Genomic DNA, 12683 nt, shown 5'->3' with positions numbered 1-12683 from the left:
CCGTGAACGGCAGCACGCGCGATGGCGGCACCGTGAACGGCAGGACGCGCGATGGCGGCACCGTGAACGGCACGATGCGCGATGGCGGCACCGTGAGCGGCCGCCTGCGCCTGCACGACCTCACCCGCCGCCGGCGCACCACCACACCCGCCACCGCCTCCCCCGGGAACGCCGATCAGCTGGTCTCGGAGGAGCGGTGTGAGTTGTGCGGGGAGCCGGTGCCCGAGGGGCATCGGCACCTGCTCGACCTGACCACCCGCGAGCTGTGCTGTGCCTGCCGCGCCTGCCAGGTGCTCTTCGACCACGCCGCGGCCGGCGGCGCCCAATACCGTCTGGTGCCCCGGCGGCGCGAGCGGCAGGACGGGTTCACCTGGTCCGGCCTCGGCGCGCCCGTCCGCACCGTCTTCCTGGTACGCGACTCGGGCGCGGGCCGCAGCGTCATGTACTACCCCAGCCCGGCGGGCGCCGTGGCGGGCCCGGCCTGGGACGACCCGCTCATGGCGCTGCTGGAGCCCGACGTCGAGGCGCTGCTGCTCGACCGCGACCACGGCGCCTGGATCGTCCCGCTCGACGACTGCTACCGGCTCGTCGGCCTGGTCCGCTCCCACTGGCGCGGCCTGACCGGCGGCCCGGACGTACGCGAGCGGATCGCCCGTTTCTTCACCGACCTCAGCGACGACAGGAGCCCGGCATGAGCGCGCGCAAACCCATCAGGACCGGCAGGCCGGACGTCAAGCCCGACGCTCCCTCCCACGTCAAGGGCGTCAAGGAGGGCAACTCCACCGGCAACTACGACAAGCAGGACGGTCACCTGCCCGACGGCCGCTCCACGGCCAGGCGCTCGACCGGCATCAACCCCGGCAAGCACGACCCGATCGACCCGGGCATGCCGAACCTGTCGCCCGCCTGACATGCCGTCCGCGCCACCCGAGCTGAGCATCGAGGTCGAGGGCGTCGAGCCGGCCGCGCCCGCCGCCGTGCCCGCCCTCGACTTCACGCTGACCCTGCGCGCCGCCGGCGGGCACGAGGTCCGCTCGCTCACGCTCGCCACCCAGATCCGCATCGACGCCACCCGCCGCGGCTACGGCGAGCGCGACAAGGAACGGCTGGCCGAGCTGTTCGGCCCGCCGGACGAGTGGTCGCGCAACCTGTCCAGCCTGCTGTGGACGCAGACCGTCACCCAGGTGCCCGCCTTCACCGCAAGCACGAAGGCCCGGATCACCGTGCCGTGCACATACGACTTCGAGGTGGCCGCCGCCAAGTACTTCCACGGCCTGGAGGACGGCGAGGCGCCACTGGACTTCCTGTTCACCGGCACCGTCTTCTACCTGGACGGCGACCGGCTGCAGGCCGCGCACCTGCCCAGACGGGCGGAGGCGGCCTTCTCGATGCCGGTGCGGGTGTGGCGGGAGCTGATGGAACGCCACTTCCCCGGCGGGGCCTGGGTCCGGCTGGGCCGGGAGGAGTTCGACCGGCTGTACGCGTACAAGGTGCGGCACACGCTTCCCGGCTGGGACGACGTGATCCGCTCACTGCTGGCGAAGGGCTGATGTCATGACGGACGGCGGGCTGGACCACGTCGGGCGGATCGCGCGGGCGGTGCTCTACGAGGGCTATCTGCTGTGGCCCTACCGCGAGTCCGCGCTGAAGAACCGGCACCGCTGGACGATCGGCGGCGTCCATCCGGAGGGGTGCGGCGACCGGTCGCGGATCCGTACCGAGTGCCTGGTCGAGGCCGATCCCGGCGCCGCCGTCGCGGTGTCGGTACGGTTCCTGCACGTCGTGGCCAGGATCGGCGCGGCCGGTCGGGGCGAGGAGGCCCGCGAGCGCGAGGTACGCGTACCGGAGCTCACGCTCGGCGGCGGCCCGGCCCTGGCCCGCATCGACATCGCGGCGGGCGAGGAACGCACGGTAGGCGACCGCGCGGAGATGGAGGATCGCGAGGCGGGGCAGGAGCTCGGGGCGGGGGTGCTGCGCCGGTGGGAGGCGTTGCGCGGGCAGGTCGAGGTGCGCGCCGAGCGGCTGGGGCCGCGGCTCTTCCGGGTGACGGCCGACGTCGTCAACACCACGCCGTGGCAGCCGGGCGGGACGCGGGAGGAGACGATGGCCCGCACGCTGGTGTCCGCGCACGTCGTCCTGCACGCGCCTGAGGGGCGTTTCGTCTCCCAGACGGACCCGCCGCCGGACCTGCGCGAGCACGCCGAAACCTGCCGCAACGACGGCCTGTGGCCGGTGCTGGCGGGGGAGGACCTGCGCACCGTGCTGTCGGCGCCGATCATCCTGTACGACCAGCCGCAGATCGCGCCGGAGAGCCCCGGTGACCTGTTCGACGCGACCGAGATCGACCAGCTCCTCACCCTCTGCGTGCTGGCGCTGAGCGACGGGGAACGGGAGGAGATCCGGGCCGGCGACCCGCGCGCCCGCGAGATCCTCGACCGCTGCGCGGCGCTCACCCAGGAGGAGCTCATGCGCCTGAGCGGCGCCTGGCGCGGCAGAGGCCCGGCGGGATGAGCGTCCGGCCGGTGGAAGGGGGAGGGACACATGGGTGACTTCTGGACCCGGATGGAGGGGCGCGGCCCCGCCGAGGTGGTCGTGGACGGGGTCGAGGTGCGCGCGGGCAGCCGGGTACGGCTGCGCCCGAGGGGCACCGCCGACGTGCTCGACCTGGTCCTGACGGGCAGGGAGGGCGTGGTGGAGGCGGTCGAGCAGGACGAGGAGGGCGCGTTCCACTTCGCCGTCACCGTGGACGACGACCCCGGCAGGGACCTGGGCGAGGCCCGGCTTCCCGGCCACCGCTTCTTCTACGCGGCCGACGAGATCGAGCCGCTCGGCGAGCGGGCGTGCCGCGTCCTGGTGGCCGGGATCGGCAACGTCTTCCTGGGCGACGACGGCTTCGGCGTCGAGGTGGCCCGCCACCTGTCGGCCGCACCCCGCACGCCCGGCGTCGACGTCGTGGACTTCGGCATCCGCGGCATGGACCTGGTCTACGCGCTGCAACGCGACTACGACGCCGTGATCCTCGTCGACGCGTCCCCGCGCGGCGAGCCGCCGGGCACGCTCACCGTCCTCGACCCCACAGAGCCCACAGAGCCGGCAGAGCACGCGGCCCCCGGACAGCGGGAAACGTCGGGAGCGCCCGCCGGCGGCGGCGGGCAGCCGCTGGAGACGCACGGCATGGACCCGGTCAAGGTGCTGCGGCTGGCCGCGGAGCTGGGCCCGGTGCCCCGCCTGATCCGGATCGTGTGCTGCGAGCCGGCAAGCGCGGCCGAGGCGCTGTACGAGCTGAGCGCCCCCGTCCAGGTCGCCGTCCCGGAGGCGGCGAGCCTGGTGAATGCCCTGGTTATGGAAATGATTGCGGAAAGCGCCGGACGGGGCTGCCGCGATCGTGCTCACGGATGAGGTGACGTGGCATGTGGAAATCGCGGATGGTGCGGTTGCTCCTGCTCTGCGGGCTGGCGGCGATCGTGGTCCACCAGTGGCCGGAGATCCGCCGGTACATCAGGATGGAGCGGATGTAGGTGCACGAGATCGGGCTGTGCGAGGGACTCGTCGATCTGATCCACAGCCAGGCGGCGGGCCGGCCGGTGGCCTCGGCCCGGGTACGCGTGGGAGCCAGGCACGCGGTCGTGGAGGAGGCGTTCGGGCAGGCGTTCACCATGGCCGCCGCGGGAACGTCCGCGCAGGACGCGGTGATCGATCTGATCATCGTGCCGGCCACGATCGAGTGCGTGGCCTGCGGCGGGCGCTCGGAGTCGATGGACACGCTGGCCGCGTGCCCGGCCTGCGGCAGCGGCGACGTGAGCGTCAGCGGCGGGGACGAGCTGGTGCTGGAGTCGGTCTGGTTCGGCGGCGAGGGGACGGCGGCCGATGTGCCTGGGCATTCCCGGTGAGCTGGTCGGCCCGGCCGGCGGGCACGACGACCTGGCCCTGGTCGAGGTCAGCGGGGTACGGCGACGCGTCAACATCGGGCTGCTCGAAGGCCAGGAGCTGAACCCTGGCGACTGGGTCCTCGTGCACGTGGGGTTCGCGCTGTCCAAGATCTCCGAGGACGAGGCGCAGGCCGTGCTGGCGTACCTGGAAGGGCTCGGGCAGCCGTACGAGGACGAGATCGACGCGTTGCGCGCGTCGGACATCACCTGAGGAGGGCACATGCGCTTCGTCGATGAGTACCGCGACGCGGACCGGGCGCGCGCCCTGGCCGCCGGGATCGCGGCACGGTGCCGTCCGGGACGGACGTACGCGTTCATGGAGGTGTGCGGCGGCCACACGCACACCATCTACAAGCACGGGCTGGAGGACCACCTGCCGCCGGAGGTTTCGCTGGTCCACGGGCCCGGCTGCCCGGTGTGCGTGATCCCGATGGGCCGGGTGGACGACGCCACCCACATCGCCGGGCAGCCCGGCGTGATCATGACCTCGTTCGGCGACCTGCTGCGCGTGCCCGGCGGCACCGGATCCTTCCTGGGCGCCAAGGCGGCGGGGGCGGACATCCGGATGGTGTACTCACCGCTCGACGCGCTCAAGATCGCCAAGGAGAACCCGGACCGCCGGGTCGTCTTCATGGCCATCGGCTTCGAGACCACCGCGCCGTCCACCGCGATGACCGTGCTGCGGGCGGCGGCGGAGGGCGTGCCGAACTTCTCCGTCTTCTGCAACCACGTCATGATCATTCCGGCGATCAAGGCCATTCTCGACTCGCCGGACCTGCGGCTGGACGGCTTCATCGGCCCCGGCCACGTGTCGGCGGTGATCGGCTGCGAGCCGTACGCGTTCATCGCCCGCGACTACCGCAAGCCGCTGGTCGTGGCGGGTTTCGAGCCGGTGGACATCCTGACCTCGGTGCACATGCTGCTCGGCCAGCTCGCCGAGGGGCGGTGCGAGGTGGAGAACCAGTACGCGCGGGTGGTGCCCTGGCAGGGCAACCCGGTCGCGCTGGAGGCGATCGGGCGGGTGATGCGGCTGCGGCCGCACTTCGAGTGGCGCGGGCTGGGCTTCATCGCCCACTCGGCGCTGGCCATGGCCGAGGAGTACGCGGCCTTCGACGCCGAGCGCGTCTTCGACCTGCCCGGGATACGCGTCGCCGACCCGCGCTCGTGCCAGTGCGGCGAGGTGCTGAAGGGCGTGCTCAAGCCCTGGGAGTGCAAGGTGTTCGGCACCGCCTGCACGCCGGAGACGCCGATCGGGACGTGCATGGTCTCCTCGGAGGGCGCCTGCGCCGCGTACTACAACTTCGGCCGCTTCACCCGCGACAGGACGCGCGGCCCGGCCGGCGAGCGGGAGGTGAGCCGCGCGTGACCGCAGAACGGCAGGTGGCCGGCAGCGAGGGAAGGGTGAGCCGCGCGTGAGCACGGAACAGCAGGTGCTCGATCGGATCGAGCGGGCCAGGCGGCGCCGGCCGGTCGTCAGGGAGGAGCGCATCACGCTCGCCCACGGCTCGGGAGGCCGGGCCACGCAGACGCTGGTGCAGGCCGTCTTCCTGGACGCGTTCCGCAACCCGCTGCTCGAACCGCTGGAGGACGGCGCCACCCTGCGGCTCGGCGCGGGCGAGGAGGGCGTGCGGGTCAACCTCGCCTTCACCACCGACTCGTACGTCGTCTCCCCGCTGTTCTTCCCCGGCGGCGACATCGGCGACCTGGCCGTGAACGGCACCGTGAACGACCTGGCCATGTGCGGCGCCCGCCCGCGGTACCTGTCGGCCGGGTTCATCCTGGAGGAGGGCCTGCCGGTCGAGGACCTGCGCAGGATCGCCGCCTCCATGGCCGCCGCGGCTGCCGCCGCCGAGGTGGAGATCGTCACCGGCGACACCAAGGTCGTCCAGCGGGGCCGCGCCGACGGCTGCTACATCACCACCACCGGCGTCGGCATCATCGAACGGCCCGTCACGCTCTCGTCCGCCGCCGCGCGGCCCGGCGACGCGGTCCTCGTCTCCGGCCCGATCGGCGCCCACGGCGCCGCCGTCATGCTGGCCAGGGGCGACTTCGACATCGAGGCCGCGATCGTCTCCGACACCGCGCCGCTGCACGGCGTCGTCGCCGGGCTGCTGGACGCCCTGCCCGGCGGGCGGGTCAGGACCCTGCGCGACGCCACGCGCGGCGGAGTGGCCACGGTGCTGAACGAGGTCGCCGCCGCCTCGAACGTGGCCGTGGTGCTGGAGGAGGCGGCGATCCCCGTACGCCCGGAGGTGACCGGCGTCTGCGAGCTGCTCGGCCTCGACCCGCTCTACGTGGCCTGCGAGGGCCGTTTCGTGGCTGTCGTGGACGGCGACCACGCCACCCGCGCCCTGGACGCGCTGCGCGCCCACCCGCTGGGCGAGCAGGCCGCGATCATCGGCACCGTAGCCCCGGAGCCCGCCGCCATGGTCCTGCTCCGCACCGCCGTCGGCGGCACCCGCGTCGTCGAGATCCTGGTCGGGGACCCCCTGCCGCGCATCTGCTGACATTCCACCCGGCGATTCACCACCGCGCGTCCGTGGAGCTCGGGCGGCCGGCCGTCCCCCGTTCGCTGGAGACCGGGCGGCGCGACCGGCCGCCGGCCGCGTGCCAGGCGAGCCTCGTCACGGTGTCTGCGCCGCGACCAGTTCGGCGAGCAGGTGGTACAGCGTCGCCTGGGCCTCCTGGATGCGGTGCACCGACGACGACGGCACCACGAACAGGTGCTCGGCCAGCCCTTCCGCGGCCAGCCGCCCGCCGCCCGAGCCGGCGAACCCGATCGTCACCATGCCCAGCCGCCCGGCCTCGGCCAGCCCGCGCAGCACGTTGGCCGAGCCGCCACTCGTGGACAGCGCCAGCGCCACATCGCCGGGCCCGCCGAGCGCGGTGAGCTGGCGGGCGAAGACCACCTCGAAGCCGACGTCGTTGCCGAGCGCCGTCACCAGCGCGCAGTCGCAGGCCAGCGAGATCGCCGGCAGACCCCGTTCGACGAACAGCCCCGCCACGGACTCGGCGTCGGTGCCGCTCCCGCCGTTGCCGAAGGCGAACACCCGCCCGCCTCCGCCCAGCGCCGCCGCCACGGCCGACGCGCACGCCGACAGGCCGGGGCCGAGCTCGTCCAGGACGCGCAGCCGCAACTCCAGGCTCTCGCGCGCCTTGGCCGCCGTGGACGCGGTCAGGTCCAGAGACTCGCGGCGCAGGAACGGGTACAGCGTGCCGGTCATCGCGTCACCACCGCGATCGCCTCCTTGGCATGCACGAGCACGGTGTCGCCCGGCCGCGCCGCGACGAGCGCCACACTGATCTCCTCGATGCCGTCGCCGGTGTCGGCCAGCGCCAGCCCGTCGGGCAGCAGCCGCGCGATCCGTACGGGCACGGCGACGTCACCGCAGGTCACGCAGCTCTCGCAGGCGTCGGCGGGATCGTCGGGAACGTTCACTAGGCCTCCAGGAACACGTGGACCAGCTCCCAGAGCAGGTGATAGGTGGTGACGTGCAGTTCCCTGGCGATCAGGGGATCCTCGGCGCGCGCGAGCAGCACGTGATCGGCCGCGACGCCGCCGGAGGGGCCGGTGAGCACGACCGTCGACATCCCCAGCCCGCGCGCCACCTCCAGGGCCGAACCACCCGGCCCACGCCCGCCGCCCTCCGGATCGCCGCCGTCGAGCACCGTTCCGCCGCCGAGACGCGGGCCGATGCCGAGCGCGATGTCCTCGGGCCGGCCCAGGGTGCGGAGCAGCACGGCGTCCACCGCGAGCGCAGGCAGCGCGCGCTTGCCCACGATCACCGGATGGGTGAACTCCACCGCCACGTGCGCCGCGTCCGCCGGGGCGCCGAAGGCGAGCAGCCGGCCGCCGCGTCCGAAGCGCCCGGCCATGGCCTGCGCCGCCCGTACGATCTCCACCGCGTCCTGTGCCAGCGCGGCGCCGGGAGCCGCGCGCTCGGCCCGGGCCCGTCCGAGCAGATCAGAGCCGAGCAGATCAGAACCGGGACGGTCAGAGTCGGGACGGTCGGAGCCGGGACGGTCAGGGCGGAGCCGGTCCGAGTCGAGCAGATCAGACATGGTCCCATTTCAGCCCAGCACGCGGGCGCGCCGCCCGCAGGGACACCTCAAGCTTCTGCCATCCGCCCGCCTGCATCCGTCACCCCAGGTCACACCCTCGGCCGGGCACCGGGGTGGTACCGCTGGCGGCGGCTCCCGAGCCTGCGCTACGGTATGGCCCGGTGTGCCGGGAAGGCTGGTCGGCGGCGTCCTTGGCCGGGTAGCCCGACGGAGGCTCTGCGATGGACGACGACGGCCGGTGCGGCCGGCGGGAGGTGCGATGACGCGCCGCCCCGCCCTGGCGGGACGCGGCCGGCATCCCACGGTGGTCATCGCCGCCGGGTTCGGCGCCGCCGTGCTCGTGGGCACGCTCCTGCTCGCCACCCCGCAGGCCACCGCCGAAGGCGACGCGTCCCACTGGCTCACCGCGCTGTTCACCGCCACGTCCGCCGTCTGCGTGACGGGCCTGGTCGTGGTCGACACCGGGACCCACTGGTCGATCTTCGGCGAGGTCGTCATCGCCCTGCTCATCCAGGTGGGCGGCCTGGGCATCATGACGCTCGCCACCGTGATCACGGTCATCGTCTCCGGCCGGCTGGGCCTGCGCGCCCGCCTGTCCGCACAGCTGGAGACCAAGTCCGTGGTCGCCTCCGACCTGGGGCACGTGCTGCGCAAAGTGGTGCTGTTCAGCCTGACCTGCGAGGCCGTCATCGCCGTGGTGCTGGCCGGCCGCTTCGCCGTCGGCTACGGCGAGCCGCTCGGCCGCGCGGCCTACCTGGGCGCCTTCCACGCGGTGTCGGCGTTCAACAACGCCGGCTTCGCCCTGTGGCCGGACAACCTGATGCGGTACGTCACCGATCCGTGGATCTGCGTCACGATCGCGCTGGCCGTGATCGTCGGCGGGCTCGGCTTCCCCGTCGTCTTCGAACTGCTGCGCGCCTGGCGCCGTCCCCGCCGCTGGTCCCTGCTGACCCGCATCACCGTGGGCCTGAGCACGGTGCTGATCGCGGGCGGCACGCTGGCGTTCCTGATGACCGAGTGGCGCAACCCCGCCACGATGGGCCCGCTGAACGACGGCGACAAGGTGCTGGCGGCCTTCTTCACCGCCGTCATGCCGCGCTCGGGCGGCTTCAACACCCTCGACATCGCCCAGATGAACCCGTCCTCGTGGCTGCTCACCGACGTGCTGATGTTCGTCGGCGGCGGCAGCGCGGGCACGGCCGGCGGCATCAAGGTGACCACGCTCGGCTTTCTGCTGTTCATGGTCTGGTCCGAGCTGCGCGGCGAGAGCCACGTCAACATCGGCCATCGCCGCCTGCCCGCCGCGACCCAGCGGCAGGCGCTGTCCATCAGCATGCTCGGCGTCGTCGTGGTGACGTTCGCGACCTGGCTGATGCTCATCATCACGCCGTACGGCTTCGATCGCGTGCTCTTCGAGATCATCTCGGCCTTCGCCACCAACGGCCTGTCCACGGGCATCACCGCGGACACGGGGCTGGCCGGGCACGTGCTGCTCAGCGTGCTGATGTTCATCGGCCGCATCGGGCCGCTCACGCTGGGCTCGGCGCTCGCGCTGAAGCAACGGACCCGCCGCTACGAACTGCCCGAGGAACGCGTCATCGTCGGTTGAACCGCGCCCGCCGGCCCGGGGTCAGCGGCGGCGCGGCCACAGCCGCGGGATGAGGATCGTCAGCCCGGCGATCCCCCCGCCAGCGTATGCCGTGGCCACCGCGACGGGCAGCGCCGGGAGGAGGAAGGCGCCGGCCACGCAGCCTGCGCCCAGCAGCATCATCGCCACGGCGCCCGCGCGCCGCACCCGGTCCCCGGCGGGGTCGGGGTGCGCGGGGCGCAGCCGCGGCAGGACGCCGCCGAGGCCGGCGATCAGCAGCCCGAACGCGGCGGTGATCAGCTGCGGCAGCGGAACGTGGTGACCGGCCGTCTCCAGCAGCAGCCCGGCGTGCAGCACGGTGATGAACGGCGGCAGCAGCACGAAGACGGCGTTCGTCGACGCGGCCTGGGCGCGTGGCGAGGAGACGAGCGCGGGCGGCAACCAGGCCCGCAGGCGGCCGGCGACCACGGAGGCGGCCGCCATGATCACGGCCAGGGCGACCACGGCCGCCGGCAGCAGCCCCGCGAGGACGATCCGCGGCACCTGGACCCGGCCACGGCGCCCTCTCGCCTCCTGCGTCGTCACCAGCTCCGGTAGCGAATCCCAAAGCGCCCACGCGATGACGGCCATGGCGAGCAGACTCAGCACGGTCACCACGACACCCGCCCACGGCATGCGCGCCACTGACAGAGCGCGTCCGTCGCGTCCGCCGCGCGAATCCCGCCCGCCCCACGGGCCCCGGCTGCCCCACAGGCCCCGGCCGCCCGACAGACCCGGGCCGCCCCCCAAGGCCCGGCCGTCCCGCTGGTCCCGTCGGTCCTGCCCGTCCCGACCTTCCTGATCGGACCCTCCGGCCTGCCCGCCGACGTTCATACCGTCCCCAATCGCTCGAAGTGCTGCGATCGTAGGTTTCGGTGATCAGGGCGGAACATCCGTCATCGGGCACCTGCCGGTCACGTCCGTACCATGCCGATCGGCACCCGCCGGAACATGACCATCGGCACTCCTTTCCGCACGATCGCGGCGATTATGCTGCGGCTATGCGGCAGCCGAGATCGATGCGGGAGCTGGAGCGCTGGGTCGGGTTCTCCGACGGGCGCGCGCCCATCGTGTTCAGCGTCCTGTTCTGGGCCGCGGCCGGCATCTGCGCGGTGGTCCTGGCCGGCGCCCTGCCGATGATCGACCAGGTGCCGCCGGGCGACCGCGCGCTGTACGCGGTGATCTCCTGGACGGGGGCCGGGGCACTCCTGCTCGCGGCCGTTCTGTGGCCGCTGCTGCCCTGGCGCAGGGAGGCGTCGGTGGCACGCCGGGCGGCGAGCGTGGCGTTCCTGATCGTGTCGCTGCCGCTGTTGTCGCCCGGCGGGGCCAGCGCCCCGATCATCGTGGGCTTGGCGGTCGGCAACGCCCTGGTCGTCTTCGGCCTGCGCGGTGCGCTCACCTACACCGCCGTCGCCGGGCTGCTCGGCTTCGGCATCAGCGCGGTCAACCCGCGTCAGACCCTCGTCGGCGCGGCCGTCAACGGCACGCTCATGCTGCTGCTGTGCCTGGTGCTGCTCCTGGTCGTGATCGCGATGTTCCAGTCGCACAGCCGCGCGGAGGAGACCCGCCGCCTCCTGTCCGACCTCGAACAAGCCCACAGCGACCTCGAACAGGCCCACGCCGACCTGGAACGCGCCCACGGGGAGCTCGGACAAGCCCACGCCGAGCTCGAACGGCACGCGGCGCGCTCGCGGGAACTGGCCGTGGCGGAGGAGCGGGCGCGGATGGCGCGGGACATGCACGACTCGGTCGGCCACTACCTGACCGTCATCAACGTGGGCCTGCAGAACGCCCAGCGCTACCGCGCCGTACGCCCGGAGGCCGCCTGGGACGAGGTGAGCCAGGCGCGCGAGCTGACGCTGGAGGCGCTGACCGACACCCGCCGCTGGGTACGCGCGCTCAAACCGCTGCGTATGGACGGCCTCCACGGGCCCGCCGCCCTGCGGGTCCTGACCGAGTCGTTCGGCTCGGACGACACCGGCGTCGCCTTCACCATGACCGGCACCTGGCCCGACGTGGACGAGAACCGCGAGCTGGTCTGCTACCGGGTCGTCCAGGAGGGCCTGACCAACGCCCTGCGCCACTCCCGGGCCCGCCACATCGAGGTCGCGCTCGACTGCACGCGGGACCGGGTCGAGGTGACCGTCACCGACGACGGCAGGGGAGCCGCGCCCGGCGCGACCGAGAACGGGTTCGGCCTGCGCGGCCTGCGCGAACGCCTGCACGGCGTCGGCGGCGCACTCGACGTCGCCGGCCACGCGGGCGAGGGCTTCACCCTCAAGGCGACGGTGCCACTCTGATGGGCGGCGTCGTTCGTGTCCTGCTCGTGGACGATCACATCCTCATGCGCGAGGGGCTGCGCAAGCTCCTGGAGATCGAGGAGGGCATCGAGATCGCCGCCACCGCCGGCGGCGGCGAGGAGGCGCTGAGCCTGCTGGCGCGGATCCCGGACGGCGAACGGCCGCAGGTCGCGCTCGTGGACGCCCGCATGCCGGGCATGGGCGGCGTGGAGCTGGTCGCCCGGCTGCGGGCCGAGTTCCCCGAGGTCGCGCCGGTGATCCTGACGACGTTCGACGACGACGACTACATCTTCGGCGGCCTGCGGGCGGGAGCGAAGGGATACCTGCTCAAGGACGTACCGCCGGACGAGCTCGTGGCGGCGATCAGGCGGGCGGCGCGCGGCGAGACCGTGCTGGGCGGGGTGGCCGGCGAACGGCTGGTCAGCGCGCTGCGCGAGACACCCGCGCCGGCGGCGGAGCCGGACGGGCCACCCGGCGGCCTGTCCGAGCGCGAGTACGAGATCGCCCGGCTCGTCGCCGCCGGCGCGGCCAACCGCGAGATCGCCCGGCGGCTGCACATCACCGAGGGCACCGCCAAGAACCACATCTCCAGCTGCCTGCGCAAACTCGGCCTGCGCGACCGCACCCAGCTCGCGCTCTGGGTGTCGGGGAACGAGCACCGCCCAGGCGGCTGACGAGCCGCGCTCGCCCGCCGTCCACGACGGACCTCCACCGGCTGCCTCGTCGCGGACGGCCATCCTTCCGGGCGGAGGGCGGAGGGCCGAT

At 73.4% G+C, this 12683-nt stretch carries 17 protein-coding genes; 13 read left to right on the top strand and 4 right to left on the bottom strand.

The window, feature by feature from the left end:
• Positions 1-2 precede the first annotated feature (2 nt).
• The 10 genes from B0I32_RS43735 to hypE are packed head-to-tail and all read left to right on the top strand — an operon-like array spanning position 3 to position 6436.
• On the top strand, positions 3-695 hold the full coding sequence (locus B0I32_RS43735) for a DUF5947 family protein (RefSeq protein ID WP_245956408.1): 693 nt from the start codon (positions 3-5) through the stop codon (positions 693-695).
• Positions 692-910: a hypothetical protein gene (locus tag B0I32_RS43730; protein ID WP_106249728.1), complete on the top strand. Its 219-nt coding sequence runs from the start codon at positions 692-694 to the stop codon at positions 908-910. Before B0I32_RS43735 ends, B0I32_RS43730 begins: the two co-directional genes overlap by 4 nt.
• Before the next feature lies 1 nt (position 911).
• Positions 912-1550, top strand: a complete 639-nt coding sequence (locus tag B0I32_RS43725) for a DUF6084 family protein (protein WP_106249727.1) — start codon at positions 912-914, stop codon at positions 1548-1550.
• Positions 1551-1554: 4 nt separating this feature from the next.
• Positions 1555-2511 (top strand): hypothetical protein, encoded by a 957-nt coding sequence (locus B0I32_RS43720; protein WP_106249725.1) that lies wholly within the window; start codon positions 1555-1557, stop codon positions 2509-2511.
• A gap of 30 nt (positions 2512-2541) precedes the next feature.
• Positions 2542-3399, top strand: a complete 858-nt coding sequence (locus B0I32_RS43715) for a hydrogenase maturation protease (RefSeq protein WP_219912314.1) — start codon at positions 2542-2544, stop codon at positions 3397-3399.
• Between the two features lie 11 nt (positions 3400-3410).
• Positions 3411-3518 (top strand): DUF6893 family small protein, encoded by a 108-nt coding sequence (locus B0I32_RS61855; RefSeq protein WP_393267707.1) that lies wholly within the window; start codon positions 3411-3413, stop codon positions 3516-3518.
• Positions 3519-3890: a hydrogenase maturation nickel metallochaperone HypA/HybF gene (locus tag B0I32_RS43710; RefSeq protein WP_106249724.1), complete on the top strand. Its 372-nt coding sequence runs from the start codon at positions 3519-3521 to the stop codon at positions 3888-3890.
• A complete protein-coding gene (locus B0I32_RS43705) occupies positions 3868-4140 on the top strand; it encodes a HypC/HybG/HupF family hydrogenase formation chaperone (RefSeq protein ID WP_106249722.1) in 273 nt (90 codons plus the stop codon). The genes B0I32_RS43710 and B0I32_RS43705 overlap by 23 nt, the downstream gene beginning before the upstream one ends.
• Before the next feature lie 9 nt (positions 4141-4149).
• Positions 4150-5295, top strand: coding sequence for a hydrogenase formation protein HypD (gene hypD, locus B0I32_RS43700; RefSeq protein WP_106249721.1), 1146 nt, complete (start codon positions 4150-4152; stop codon positions 5293-5295).
• Positions 5296-5341: 46 nt separating this feature from the next.
• Positions 5342-6436, top strand: a complete 1095-nt coding sequence (gene hypE, locus B0I32_RS43695; protein ID WP_181308410.1) for a hydrogenase expression/formation protein HypE — start codon at positions 5342-5344, stop codon at positions 6434-6436.
• A gap of 117 nt (positions 6437-6553) precedes the next feature.
• Here hypE and B0I32_RS43690 read toward each other — a convergent pair whose 3' ends face one another.
• From B0I32_RS43690 to B0I32_RS43680, 3 genes are read right to left on the bottom strand one after another with little or no spacing between them, the layout of a single operon-like run.
• The gene (locus B0I32_RS43690) at positions 6554-7153 is read right to left on the bottom strand and encodes a D-sedoheptulose-7-phosphate isomerase (RefSeq protein ID WP_106249719.1); all 600 of its coding nucleotides are present in this window, start codon (positions 7151-7153) and stop codon (positions 6554-6556) included.
• Positions 7150-7368, bottom strand: coding sequence for a HypC/HybG/HupF family hydrogenase formation chaperone (locus B0I32_RS43685; protein ID WP_106249718.1), 219 nt, complete (start codon positions 7366-7368; stop codon positions 7150-7152). Before B0I32_RS43685 ends, B0I32_RS43690 begins: the two co-directional genes overlap by 4 nt.
• Positions 7368-7991, bottom strand: coding sequence for a phosphoheptose isomerase family protein (locus tag B0I32_RS43680; protein WP_245956406.1), 624 nt, complete (start codon positions 7989-7991; stop codon positions 7368-7370). Before B0I32_RS43680 ends, B0I32_RS43685 begins: the two co-directional genes overlap by 1 nt.
• A 259-nt stretch (positions 7992-8250) precedes the next feature.
• Here B0I32_RS43680 and B0I32_RS43675 point away from each other — a divergent pair, with 259 nt between their 5' ends.
• Complete coding sequence (locus B0I32_RS43675; RefSeq protein ID WP_106249716.1) at positions 8251-9600, top strand: TrkH family potassium uptake protein; 1350 nt, start codon at positions 8251-8253, stop codon at positions 9598-9600.
• A 21-nt stretch (positions 9601-9621) separates the two neighbouring features.
• On the opposite strand, the gene B0I32_RS43670 is transcribed toward B0I32_RS43675, so the two are convergent.
• On the bottom strand, positions 9622-10233 hold the full coding sequence (locus tag B0I32_RS43670) for a hypothetical protein (RefSeq protein ID WP_146178525.1): 612 nt from the start codon (positions 10231-10233) through the stop codon (positions 9622-9624).
• 386 nt (positions 10234-10619) lie between these two features.
• Between B0I32_RS43670 and B0I32_RS43665 the strand changes: the two genes are divergently transcribed.
• Both B0I32_RS43665 and B0I32_RS43660 read left to right on the top strand, forming a co-directional pair.
• Positions 10620-11918, top strand: a complete 1299-nt coding sequence (locus tag B0I32_RS43665) for a sensor histidine kinase (protein WP_106249712.1) — start codon at positions 10620-10622, stop codon at positions 11916-11918.
• Complete coding sequence (locus B0I32_RS43660) at positions 11918-12592, top strand: response regulator (protein ID WP_106249709.1); 675 nt, start codon at positions 11918-11920, stop codon at positions 12590-12592. Before B0I32_RS43665 ends, B0I32_RS43660 begins: the two co-directional genes overlap by 1 nt.
• Positions 12593-12683: the final 91 nt, after the last annotated feature.

Origin of the sequence: Nonomuraea fuscirosea, from assembly GCF_003001935.1 — a bacterium.
GTDB lineage: Bacteria > Actinomycetota > Actinomycetes > Streptosporangiales > Streptosporangiaceae > Nonomuraea > Nonomuraea fuscirosea.
Note: the sequence above shows the minus strand (reverse complement) of the source record. Positions and strands in the feature narration are given on the sequence as shown.

Coding starts and splice junctions, on each gene's coding strand:
- B0I32_RS43730 (WP_106249728.1), top strand. CDS start 692: ATGAGCGCGCGCAAACCCATCAGGACCGGCAGGCCGGACGTCAAGCCC.
- B0I32_RS43725 (WP_106249727.1), top strand. CDS start 912: ATGCCGTCCGCGCCACCCGAGCTGAGCATCGAGGTCGAGGGCGTCGAG.
- B0I32_RS43720 (WP_106249725.1), top strand. CDS start 1,555: ATGACGGACGGCGGGCTGGACCACGTCGGGCGGATCGCGCGGGCGGTG.
- B0I32_RS43715 (WP_219912314.1), top strand. CDS start 2,542: ATGGGTGACTTCTGGACCCGGATGGAGGGGCGCGGCCCCGCCGAGGTG.
- B0I32_RS61855 (WP_393267707.1), top strand. CDS start 3,411: ATGTGGAAATCGCGGATGGTGCGGTTGCTCCTGCTCTGCGGGCTGGCG.
- B0I32_RS43705 (WP_106249722.1), top strand. CDS start 3,868: ATGTGCCTGGGCATTCCCGGTGAGCTGGTCGGCCCGGCCGGCGGGCAC.
- hypD (WP_106249721.1), top strand. CDS start 4,150: ATGCGCTTCGTCGATGAGTACCGCGACGCGGACCGGGCGCGCGCCCTG.
- B0I32_RS43690 (WP_106249719.1), bottom strand. CDS start 7,153: ATGACCGGCACGCTGTACCCGTTCCTGCGCCGCGAGTCTCTGGACCTG.
- B0I32_RS43680 (WP_245956406.1), bottom strand. CDS start 7,991: ATGTCTGATCTGCTCGACTCGGACCGGCTCCGCCCTGACCGTCCCGGC.
- B0I32_RS43675 (WP_106249716.1), top strand. CDS start 8,251: ATGACGCGCCGCCCCGCCCTGGCGGGACGCGGCCGGCATCCCACGGTG.
- B0I32_RS43665 (WP_106249712.1), top strand. CDS start 10,620: ATGCGGCAGCCGAGATCGATGCGGGAGCTGGAGCGCTGGGTCGGGTTC.
- B0I32_RS43660 (WP_106249709.1), top strand. CDS start 11,918: ATGGGCGGCGTCGTTCGTGTCCTGCTCGTGGACGATCACATCCTCATG.